The organism is Pseudomonas fluorescens, assembly GCF_902498195.1.
GTDB classification, from domain to species: Bacteria; Pseudomonadota; Gammaproteobacteria; order Pseudomonadales; family Pseudomonadaceae; genus Aquipseudomonas; species Aquipseudomonas fluorescens_BU.
Genome location: NZ_CABVIY010000006.1, coordinates 307,606 through 318,360 on the forward strand (window position 1 = coordinate 307,606; position 10,755 = coordinate 318,360).

General features: G+C 60.0%; 10 protein-coding genes and 1 pseudogene. 4 read left to right on the plus strand and 7 right to left on the minus strand.

The window, feature by feature from the left end:
- Nucleotides 1-113: 113 nt before the first annotated feature.
- Nucleotides 114-1,544 carry an exodeoxyribonuclease I gene (sbcB, locus tag F8N66_RS22850; RefSeq protein WP_150772333.1) on the plus strand — a complete coding sequence of 477 codons (1,431 nt, stop codon included), beginning with the start codon at nucleotides 114-116 and terminating at the stop codon, nucleotides 1,542-1,544.
- Between the two features lie 99 nt (nucleotides 1,545-1,643).
- Here the strand turns inward: sbcB and mvaT are convergent, their stop codons facing one another.
- On the minus strand, nucleotides 1,644-2,021 hold the full coding sequence (gene mvaT, locus F8N66_RS22855; RefSeq protein WP_007933316.1) for a histone-like nucleoid-structuring protein MvaT: 378 nt from the start codon (nucleotides 2,019-2,021) through the stop codon (nucleotides 1,644-1,646).
- Nucleotides 2,022-2,358: 337 nt separating this feature from the next.
- On the opposite strand from mvaT, the gene purU reads away from it, so the two are divergent.
- Together purU and F8N66_RS31550 are read left to right on the plus strand one after the other, a co-directional pair.
- Complete coding sequence (gene purU / locus F8N66_RS22860; RefSeq protein WP_150772334.1) at nucleotides 2,359-3,207, plus strand: formyltetrahydrofolate deformylase; 849 nt, start codon at nucleotides 2,359-2,361, stop codon at nucleotides 3,205-3,207.
- Between the two features lie 86 nt (nucleotides 3,208-3,293).
- On the plus strand, nucleotides 3,294-3,470 hold the full coding sequence (locus tag F8N66_RS31550) for a hypothetical protein (RefSeq protein WP_191623038.1): 177 nt from the start codon (nucleotides 3,294-3,296) through the stop codon (nucleotides 3,468-3,470).
- 60 nt (nucleotides 3,471-3,530) lie between these two features.
- Here the strand turns inward: F8N66_RS31550 and F8N66_RS22865 are convergent, their stop codons facing one another.
- The 5 genes and pseudogenes from F8N66_RS22865 to F8N66_RS32250 form a co-directional block, all read right to left on the minus strand.
- Nucleotides 3,531-4,526, minus strand: coding sequence for a lysylphosphatidylglycerol synthase transmembrane domain-containing protein (locus tag F8N66_RS22865; RefSeq protein WP_150772335.1), 996 nt, complete (start codon nucleotides 4,524-4,526; stop codon nucleotides 3,531-3,533).
- Entirely contained in the window at nucleotides 4,523-5,299 is a 777-nt protein-coding gene (locus tag F8N66_RS22870) for a DUF2334 domain-containing protein (RefSeq protein WP_150772336.1), read from the minus strand. The genes F8N66_RS22865 and F8N66_RS22870 overlap by 4 nt, the downstream gene beginning before the upstream one ends.
- Entirely contained in the window at nucleotides 5,292-6,413 is a 1,122-nt protein-coding gene (locus tag F8N66_RS22875; protein WP_191623039.1) for a glycosyltransferase family 4 protein, read from the minus strand. The genes F8N66_RS22870 and F8N66_RS22875 overlap by 8 nt, the downstream gene beginning before the upstream one ends.
- Nucleotides 6,414-6,613: 200 nt before the next feature.
- The gene (locus F8N66_RS32245; protein WP_412070755.1) at nucleotides 6,614-7,378 is read right to left on the minus strand and encodes a methyl-accepting chemotaxis protein; all 765 of its coding nucleotides are present in this window, start codon (nucleotides 7,376-7,378) and stop codon (nucleotides 6,614-6,616) included.
- Nucleotides 7,379-7,471: 93 nt separating this feature from the next.
- Nucleotides 7,472-8,536: pseudogene (locus tag F8N66_RS32250) on the minus strand (cache and HAMP domain-containing protein); the annotation flags it as partial.
- 156 nt (nucleotides 8,537-8,692) lie between these two features.
- On the opposite strand from F8N66_RS32250, the gene F8N66_RS22885 reads away from it, so the two are divergent.
- Nucleotides 8,693-10,180 carry a helicase HerA-like domain-containing protein gene (locus F8N66_RS22885; RefSeq protein WP_150772338.1) on the plus strand — a complete coding sequence of 496 codons (1,488 nt, stop codon included), beginning with the start codon at nucleotides 8,693-8,695 and terminating at the stop codon, nucleotides 10,178-10,180.
- A 35-nt stretch (nucleotides 10,181-10,215) separates the two neighbouring features.
- Here the strand turns inward: F8N66_RS22885 and F8N66_RS22890 are convergent, their stop codons facing one another.
- Entirely contained in the window at nucleotides 10,216-10,671 is a 456-nt protein-coding gene (locus F8N66_RS22890; RefSeq protein WP_150772339.1) for a DUF721 domain-containing protein, read from the minus strand.
- Nucleotides 10,672-10,755 lie beyond the last annotated feature (84 nt).

Here is a 10,755-nt window from a genome sequence, read left to right on the forward strand (position 1 = left end):
ACATCACTATGTTTTGCACGGTGACAAGGCACAGGTGGTTGAATGACAAGATTGCTGGCCGGAGCAGGACATGAACGCCTAGACTTCGCCGATCTACTGTTCAGGATTAGCCCGTGACCTCCATCTTCTGGTACGACTATGAAACGACGGGCATCAATCCCCGTTGCGATCGCCCACTGCAAATGGCGGGCCTGCGTACTGACTTCGATCTCAATGAAATAGACGAACCGGTCAACCTCTATTGCCAGCCCAGTGACGACATCCTGCCGCACCCGGCGGCCTGTGCGATCACCGGCATTACACCCGGCCGCTTGTCCGCGCAAGGCCTGAGCGAAGCCGACTTCATGACCCGGGTGCATGCCCAACTGGCCGCCCCTGGCACCTGTGGCGCGGGTTACAACACCTTGCGTTTCGACGACGAGATGACCCGTTACAGCCTGTACCGCAATTTTTTCGACCCCTATGCGCGGGAATGGCAAGGCGGCAACAGTCGCTGGGATCTGATCGATGTGGTGCGTGCCGCGTATGCCTTGCGGCCTGACGGAATCGTCTGGCCAACGGACGACGAGGGGCGGGTAACCCTCAAGCTCGAACGCCTGACGGCCGCCAACGGTATCGATCACGGCAACGCCCACGAAGCCTTGTCGGACGTTCGGGCCACCATCGCCCTGGCGCGCTTGATCCGCGAGAAGCAGCCGAAGCTGTATGACTGGCTGTTCAAGCTGCGCAGCAAACAAAAGGTGCTGGACCAGATTCGCCTGCTGCAACCGATGGTGCACGTGTCCGGGCGTTTTTCAGCGGCGCGCAACTACATCGGCGTGGTATTGCCCCTGGCGTGGCACCCGCGCAACAAGAACGCATTGATTGTCTGCGACCTGCACCTGGATCCCCAGGGCTTGCTGGATCTGGATGCCGAAACCCTGCGTCAGCGCCTGTACACCCGCCGCGATGATTTGGCCGAGGGGGAGTTGCCGGTTCCGCTCAAGCTCATTCATATCAATAAATGCCCGGTGGTGGCGCCGATGTCGGTACTTCGCCCGCAGGATCAGCAGCGCCTGGGGCTGGATATGGCCCTGTATCAGCAGCGCGCACTGCGGCTAAGTGACGCGCAGCAAGTCTGGCAAGATAAAGTTGCGGGGGTGTATGCCCGCGAGGAATTTTCCTCCAGCCAGGATCCGGAACAACAGTTATACGACGGTTTCATCGGGGACCGGGATCGGCGGTTATGCGAACAAGTCCGCACGATCGATCCGGTTAAATTGGCCCAAGAGCAATGGCCTTTCGATGATGAACGTTTACCTGAATTATTGTTTCGATATCGCGCACGTAACTTTCCCGATACGTTGAGTTTCGAAGAGCAAGAACGCTGGCAGGTATTTTGTCAGCAACGCTTGTCAGACCCTGAATGGGGAGCTCCCAATACCCTGGAAAGTTTTGCAGAGGCCACAGCCCAATTGATTCTTACTGCGACACCCTTTCAGCAAGAGGTGCTCAATGAATGGCAGGAATATGTTTTAGGGTTACGCAAACGTTTGAATCTTTGACAACGAAAAAATACCGGGCTGAACGCCGGGCATAAAAAAACGCCAGCATTTTGCTGGCGTTTTTTTTGACGCTGATCTTTCAGCGACAAGTACGGCGGCTTAGCCCAGCAGGGTAGCCCAGCCTTCAACCACGTCACCGCCCCACTTGGCTTTCCACTCTTTCAGAGTCTTGTGGTTGCCACCTTTGGTTTCGATGACTTCGCCGTTGTGCGGGTTTTTGTATTGTTTAACTTTGCGAGCACGCTTGGTGCCGGTAGTTTTTACTGCGCCGCCGCGTGGAGCCTTGGTTTTGGATTCCGGATCCAACAAAGCGATGATGTCACGCAGGGACTTGGAGTATTCGCCCATCAGGGTGCGCAGTTTGCCTTCGAATTCCAGCTCGGTTTGCAGTTTGTCGTCTTGGGACAGGTTCTTCAAACGGGCTTGCAGCTCTTTGATAGCTTCTTCTGTGGCGCGATATTCGTTGATCAAGGACATGATTACTACCTTATGTAGGAAGCGGGATGGCAGGGGACAGTGCGGCAATAATAGTCAGGGTGTTTCATCAAGTAAACATTAAAGCGGGGTTTATTTAATTTAATGCGATGAATTCGACAGACATTGGATCAACAGTTAAATAGTTCGAAGCGGCCGCGACAGATATTCACACTAGACCGCGCAAAGATAGCAAACAACAGTGCCAGGGTACGGACCAGGGCCTTGGGCAGCCCCCTCGTCGCTGACCGTCGGGCAAGGCACTACGTGATCAATACTGCAGTTTTGCTGCGTAATCGCTAGAATGGCGGCCTTTGCGAAGTTCTGGAGTTTCCCCCTAATGCGCACTTTTCGGCTGGTGATTTCTTGCCCGGACCGCGTCGGCATCGTTGCTAAAGTCAGTAACTTTCTGGCGTCTCACAATGGCTGGATCACTGAAGCGAGCCATCACTCGGACAATCTCAGCGGTTGGTTCTTCATGCGTCACGAAATTCGTGCCGACTCGCTGCCCTTTGGTATCGAAACCTTGCGTGAAGCGTTCGCGCCGATTGCCGAAGAGTTTTCGATGGACTGGCGCATCACCGATACCGCGCAGAAAAAACGCGTGGTGCTGATGGCCAGTCGCGAGTCCCACTGCCTCGCCGATTTGTTGCATCGCTGGCACAGCGATGAACTGGACTGTGAAATCGCCTGCGTGATTTCCAACCACGACGACCTGCGCAGCATGGTCGAATGGCATGGCATTCCGTACTACCACGTGCCGGTCAATCCCCAGGACAAGGAACCGGCATTCGCCGAAGTGTCGCGTCTGGTTAAACACCACGATGCCGAAGTGGTGGTACTGGCGCGTTACATGCAAATTCTGCCGCCAGCGTTGTGCAGCGAATATGCGCATAAAGTGATCAACATTCACCACAGCTTCCTGCCCTCGTTCGTCGGCGCCAAGCCTTATCACCAGGCGTCCCTGCGCGGTGTGAAACTGATCGGCGCGACCTGTCACTACGTGACCGAAGAGCTGGATGCCGGTCCGATCATCGAGCAGGACGTGGTGCGCGTCAGCCACAGCGACAGCATCGAAGACATGGTGCGTTTCGGTCGTGACGTCGAGAAGATGGTCCTGGCCCGCGGCCTGCGTTATCACCTGGAAGACCGGGTGCTGGTGCACGGCAACAAGACCGTGGTGTTCTGACGCCAGCACGACACAGTTGAAAATCGAAGGGCCTGGGCGTTCAATCGCTGCAGGCCCTTCGCCATTTCTGCACTGAGGACATCACCATGGCCGATCCACTGGACAAAGCCACTTCCAAGGCTCCCGCCACATTGGGCGAGGGTTGCTTGAGCCGGTATGACCCCGATGACATGAGTCCGGAAGATGGCACGGACTTTCCCGGTGCGGCCGAGCTGTGGGAACAGTTGCAGGACAAGTCCGACGATAAGGCCGATGAAGGGTGAAAAGATCGCAGCCTGCAGGGTTCGCATCTCCCTGTAGGCGCTGCCGCAGGCTGCGATCTTTCAAGCTTGCTTGAGTTTCATCAGCTTCTTGAGCAACGGCCGGCCAAGCATCAATAGAAACACTGGTCCGCCGACCAGCAGGTAGAAGTAATACGTCACCGCCCGCCAAATCAGAATCGCCGCCGCCGCGGTGGATTTTCCCACCATGGGCGCCAGCAGCGCCGCCGATGTCAGTTCCGCCGCTCCGGCCCCGCCCGGCAACAGGCTGAACTGTCCAGCACTCAGTGAAAGCATCTGGATCAGGAAGCACCAGGCCCATTGCAAATCCGCACCGAGCCCTCGCAGGGCCAGATACAACACGCTGTAACGCAGGATCCAATGCAGGCAGGTCAAGGCAAAGACCGTGATCAAGGTCTGGGAAGGCAACTTCAGCGTGTCGGTAAACGCCGCCAGGAAGTGCAGGAGTTTGCGTGCCCAGCGCATGCGCGTGGTGGATTGGACGTTGAGGCGAACGAGCAGCCGGCCACCCAATCGAATCAGCAGGCGATGGTAGCGGGCCACCACCGCGCAACAGACCAGGCCGATGAACATCGAAATCGCACTGACGATCAGCAGCCACTCCATGCGCTGGCTGAGGTGCTGGAACAGCGCATAAATCAGGATCGCGCTCAGCGCACAGAGAAAAAACAACAGGTCGCTCAGCTGATCCATGGCGAACACGGCACTGCCTCTGGCCGGACGCACGCCGTTGCGCGCCAGTAACGCCATGATGGTCAGGGGACCGCCGCTGCCGCCGGGGGTGGCGCAGTAGGCAAATTCGGCGGCCATCACCACCCCCAGGCTTTTGACCGGGCTCACCTTGTCGCACTGATCCCCCAGCAACAGGCGCAGGCGCAGGGTGTTGACCAGCCAGCACAGCAGGATCATGCCGAACATGACCAGCAACCCGCTCATTGGAAAACTGTTCAGCCGTGACCAGGTTTCACTGCCGCCTAACAGCCAGGGGATCAGCAGCGCGGCGAGCAAGCCGATCAGCAGCAGAATCCCGCGGCTCATGCCACGCGCCCCAGGTATTCGTTTTGCTGCGCCAGCCAGCAGGCCTTGGTCAGCGGCATCCGGCCTTCATCGAGCAGGCGCTCAAGGGTGTTCAGCCAGTAAGTGCGCGAGAATGCATGACGCATGTCCACCGGGTGAATGCCCAGACGAATCACCGGCGCTTGTCGCCAGCGTTGTTCGAGCCGATCACAGACGAACCTGGACAAGCCCCGTCGCCAGGCACTGCGCGCACTCCAGACCAGTCCGGGCGCATCGACCGGCGTGAAGTCCGGCAGACGATAAAGATGTTGTGCATCGCTGGTGTAAGTCAGGGGGAGTTGGCGCAATGCCTGGCGCGTGCCTTCGCTCATCAGCCAGGCCGGTGCGACGAAGCCGTGGAGCGGCCACTGGTAGCGCTGGAACATTGCAATGCCTGCACGCAGCCGGGCAAGCGCGACCTCCCGGGACAGGCTGTAAAATTCACCTTCATGGGTATAGATGCGGCGCATGAACCAGTCCCGGGGATTGCTCGCCATCGGTCCGTCGTCGCAATGAAAATAACCGTGCAGCGCCAGTTCATCGCCCCTGTCGAGACGCGCGGCGAGCTGACAGCGAAACTGTGGATGGCCTTGAAGGTCGTTGTGCTTGTGCAAATCCGGCACCACCAGCCAGGTCATCGGCACCGCGCCCAGCGCGTCGACGGCGTCGACAAAGGGCTGGTAGTCGGCCCAGGTCTGCGGCGCGACATCATGCAGCACCAGGAGCAGGCTGGGCGCCGTCATGTATTCAACCATTGGCCACTCGCGGCCATTGGCTGCCGAGTACGGCGTGATAGTGACCGAGCAAACTGTTGACCACGGTATCCCAGGCGTAATGCCGCTCGACATGGCGCCGGGCTTGTTGGCCGAGGGCCGCGCTGCCCTGACTGAACAATTCGCGCACCGCACTGGCCATGGCCAGCGAATCGTTCGGAGCACATAGCAGGCCGCAGTGATCGCTGATGATTTCCTCGAACGCGCCGGCGGCCACGGCCACGACCGGAATGCCGCAGGCCATGGCTTCGAGGATCACCAGGCCGAAGGTTTCCTGATCACCGGCGTGCAGCAATGCGTCCGCACTGGCCATCAGGCGGGCGACTTGAGTGGCAGGGCAGAACTCGTCGATAACGGTGACATTGTCCGGCACGCTGCTGGGCATCGAGGAGCCGACCAGCAGCAGGTGATAGCGTCGGCCCAGGCGTCGCATGCAGTCGAGCAGGACCGGCAGGTTTTTTTCCTTGGAGCCACGTCCGGCGAAAATCAGCAGGTGCGTATTTTCGTCCAGGCCCAGTTCGGCCCGCAGGCCCGGGTCGCGCGCATCGGGATGAAAGGTTTGCAGGTCGACCCCCAGGGGTTGCACGAAGACGTTTTTCACTCCCAGACCGGTCAATTTATCTGCCATGACCCGACTCGGCGCCAGCACCCGGTCGAAGTTGCCGTAGAGTTTGCTGACATAAGCCTCGACGTTGGGGGTGACCCAGTGGCCCATGCGGTTGCTGCACAGCAGCGGCAGGTCCGAGTGATAAAAACCAATCACCGGCACATCCAGTTGTCGGCGCGCATCCAGGGCTGCCCAGGCGGTGAGGTACGGGTCGCCGACCTCGATCAGGTCGGGTTGCAGGTCGTGCAGGACATTGCGCCAGGGCGCGAGACGCAGAGGGAAGCGATAACCCTTGCCGAAGGGCAGGGCGGGCGCCGGGACCGTGTAGATGCCATCCTGTTCACTGAAATAAGCCCCGGGGATCAGCACGCTGTGGCGAATGCCCGGCCTTGTGCACAGGCGATGATGCTTGGCATCCAGATAAGTGCGCACGCCACCGCTGGCAGGGGCGTAGAACATGGTTATGTCAGCGATATGCACGATGAGCATCCCTCCGGTCCGTTGTTCTCCTTGGTTGACCTTAATGAAGAATAGATGTTCGGTTGGGGTTTTGTGGGGGGGCGGTGTCAGCGGGGTTTTTCGGGGTATTGGAGATCGCATTCGCGGGCAAGCCCGCTCCCACAGGGGATGTGTGAACAACACAGACCACTGTGGGAGCGGGCTTGCCCGCGAAGAGGACAGCGCAGACACTAAATACGGAAGCTGCCTACCAACTGTTTAAGTCGCGCCGCCTGCTGCTCAAGATCCGCGCAAGCACGCAATGTCGATTGCAGGTTTTCCACCCCTTCCTGGTTCAGCGTATTGATTTCGGTGATGTCGACGTTGATCGATTCCACCACGGCCGTCTGCTCTTCGGTCGCTGTGGCCACCGACTGGTTCATGCCGTCGATTTCACCGATGCGCCGGGTCACGCTGCTCAGGCGCTCGCCGGCCAGGTTGGCGATTTCCACGCTGTCCTGGCTGTGGCGCTGACTGTCGCTCATGGTGCTGACGGATTCGCGGGCGCCCACTTGCAGCTCCTCGATCATGGTCTGCACCTGTTGCGCCGACTCCTGCGTGCGGTGCGCCAGGTTGCGCACTTCATCGGCCACCACCGCAAACCCGCGCCCGGCTTCGCCTGCCCGGGCCGCTTCGATGGCGGCGTTGAGCGCCAGCAGGTTGGTTTGCTGGGAGATGCTGGTGATGACTTCGAGAATCTGCCCGATGTTCACGGTTTTGCTGTTGAGCGATTCGATGTTGCTGCTGGAGGCACTGAGCATGCTCGACAGCTGGTTCATCGCGGCAATGCTGCGCTCCACCACGTGCTGGCCATCTTCGGCCAGGTTGCGGGCATCGCTGGCCTGATTCGAGGCTTGCGCGGCGTTGCGGGCGATTTCCTGGGCGGCAGCACCGAGCTGATTGATGGCCGCCGCCACGCTGCTGGTGCGCGAGGCCTGTTGGTCAGAATTGAACATCGACGAGTTGGAGGCCGCGACCACGCGCAACGCGACTTCGTTGACCTGGCCGGTGGCCGAGCAGACCTCGCGGATCGAACCGTGAATCCGCTCGACGAAACGGTTGAACGCGGTGCCGAGGGTGCCGAATTCATCGTGGTTGACGATGGTCAGGCGCTTGGTCAGGTCGCCTTCGCCGTCGGCGATGTCGGCCATGGCGCGGGTCATGACGTGCAGCGGCTGGATCAGGATGCGGATCAGCATGCCCAGCAGGGCGATGATGATCGCCACTGAAATCACGGTCGCAATGACCGCCGACGCGCGGAATTCGCTGAGCATCGAGAAGGCTTTTTCCTTATCGATGGACAGACCGATGTACCAGTTGACCGACGGCAGGCCCTTGATCGGCGTGAAGGTCACGATGCGGGTTTTGCCATCGACCTGCACTTCGCTGAAGTCACGGCTGATGCGTGGGGTGTTTTGCGGGTAGGCCTCGCTCAGGGACTTCATCACCAGGGCTTTTTCCGGGTGAACCAGGATCTTGCCGTCGGCGCTGACCAGAAAGGCGTAGCCCATGCCGTCGAAGTCGCGCGCGCTGAGGGTGTCGATCAGGGTTTGCAGGCTCAGGTCGCCGCCGACCACGCCGACGCTTTGCCCGGCCTTTTTCGAGGCGGTGGCCATGGAAATGATCGTTTGACCGGTCGCGGCATCGATATAGGGTTCGGTCAGGGTCGGGGTGCTGCTGTTTTCCGCGCCCTTGTACCAGGGGCGGACCCGTGGGTCGAAACCGTCAGGCATCTTCGCGTCCGGACGGATGGTGAAGTGCCCGGTGGCGTCACCCAGGTAGGACGCCATGAAGGTCGACGTCAGTGCTTTCTGTTCAAGCAGTGCGGAAACGTTGGCCTGCTCCGGGTTGAGGGCCAGGTTCTGTGCGAGGTTCTCGATCAGCAATATTCGACCGGACAGCCAGGTTTGGATGTTGTTGGCGGTGACGTCGCCCATCTCATTGAGGTAATTGTCCAGGTTCTGGCGAATGGCGTTGCGCTGTAGAGAGTCGTTGTACAGGGTGAATGAGGCAAAAGTAGCAATGACGATAAGAGCGGCGGCAAGCAGGATTTTATGGCTGAAGCGTAGATTTTTGTTCATGGCTCGGGGTTCCGCTAAGGTCTTTATGCCCATCGCGTGCTTTTATAAAGGGACGCAAAATGGACAAGGTTAAAAGCAAGTGAAATTTCCGTCGCTCCTTAAGGGAAATGTCCTACCAGATTGTGTCTGTCTGCTTTGTTGTAATTCCTATCGGCCGTGTAGGATCAAAGATTAACCATGGGTGACCAAATGCCTGACTCATTGCAACTCGTTATCGGCGCCGATCTTTCGGGGCAGCCGATCGCCCAGGCCATGCGCCTGGCCAACCGCCACGGTTTGATCGCGGGCGCGACCGGGACCGGCAAGACCGTCACCTTGCAGCGCATGGCCGAAGCTTTCAGCGATGCCGGCGTGGCGGTATTCGCCGCCGATATCAAGGGTGACCTGTGCGGCCTGGGCGCCGCGGGCAATCCCCAGGGCAAGATCGCCGAGCGGATCGCCGGGATGCCCTGGCTGAACCACAAGCCGGCGGCTTATCCGGTCACGCTGTGGGACATTCACGGTCAGTCCGGTCATCCATTGCGCACGACTTTGAGTGAAATGGGCCCATTGCTGCTGGGCAGCCTGCTGGAGCTGACCGACAGCCAACAGTCGGCACTGTATGCCGCGTTCAAGGTCGCGGACCGCGAAGGTCTGCTGTTGCTGGACCTGAAAGACCTGAAGGCGCTGCTCAATCACCTCAAGGACAACCCGGAACTGCTGGGAGATGACGCGGCGCTGATGACCACCGGTTCCAGCCAGGCCCTGTTGCGACGCCTGGCGACCCTTGAACAGCAGGGCGCCGAGGCGTTGTTCGGTGAACCGGCGCTGCAACTCGAAGACATCCTGCAACCGACCGCCGAGGGTCGTGGTCGCATTCATTTGCTCGACGCCAGTCGTCTGGTGCATGAGGCGCCGAAGGTCTACGCGACCTTCCTGCTATGGCTGCTGGCTGAGCTGTTCGAGCAGTTGCCGGAGCGCGGCGACGCGGACAAACCGTTGCTGGCGCTGTTTTTCGACGAGGCGCACTTGTTGTTCGCCGGCACGCCCAAGGCCTTGCAGGATCGCCTGGAACAAGTGGTGCGGCTGATTCGCTCCAAGGGCGTGGGGGTGTATTTCGTTACGCAATCGCCGGGCGACTTGCCGGACGACGTGCTGGCGCAACTGGGCCTGCGCATCCAGCATGGCTTGCGCGCCTTCACCGCCAAGGAGCAGAAGTCCCTGCGGGCCGTGGCGGACGGCTTCCGGCCGAACCCTGCGTTCGATGCCTTGTCGGTGCTGACGGAGCTCGGTATCGGCGAAGCGTTGGTCGGCACCCTCCAGGACAAGGGCACACCCGAGATGGTCCAGCGGGTGCTGGTGGCGCCGCCGCAATCGCGGATCGGGCCATTGACCGGGACCGAACGCACGGTGCTGATCGCCGGCTCGCCGTTCAAGGGGCGTTATGACAAACCGGTCGATCGCGAATCGGCGTATGAAGTGCTGATGGGGCGCAAAGGCCTGGCACCGGAGCCTGAAGCGGCGCCAGGAAAACCTGCGGCGCAGGAACCGAGTTTCACCGAACAGGCCGGGGAATTCCTCGGCACGGCGGCGGGGCAGGCGCTGAAATCGGCAATGCGCCAGGCGGCGAATCAATTGGGGCGGCAATTGGTGCGTGGGTTGATGGGGTCGTTGCTTGGCGGCAGCAAACGCCGATAGCGGTCGGCACAATCAAATGTGGGAGCGGGCTTGTGTCAGGATTTGGATTTGGCATGCGCCGCCAGACGCTCCAGCGCCGCCCGCAAGTTAGGATCGCTAATGCCATCGGCGGTAGCCTGAATGGTCGCCGCCGCATCGTTGGACAAATCCATGGTATGCCCGGTCGCACCCTGCTGAACGGTGGGTGGCTGTACCTTGAACAGGATGCGCGTGAGGTGGGTGAACTCGTCGAACATCTGCAGTTGCCGTTGCAGGCGTTTCTGCTGGTAGCGCAGGCGGGTGGCCCAATGACCGTCGGTGACAATCAGCAACAAACTGCCCTCGCGCCACGATGCCACGTGACAGTGTTCGCGGGCGGCGGGCTGCAATTGACTTTCAAGCAGGCGTTGCAGATGGCCCAGACGCTGGGCGTGGCCGAGTATGGCTTTGAGCGGCTTGGCTTCGCGAAGCAGGACGGCGGGTGCTCTGGCCGTAAGAGGGCGAAATGCCATGATCAGACACCTGAAGTAACAGAGCCGCCATGGTAGCAGAAAGCACCGGATGCGCCCGACCCATTGCTTTGCGCGCGCTTTACC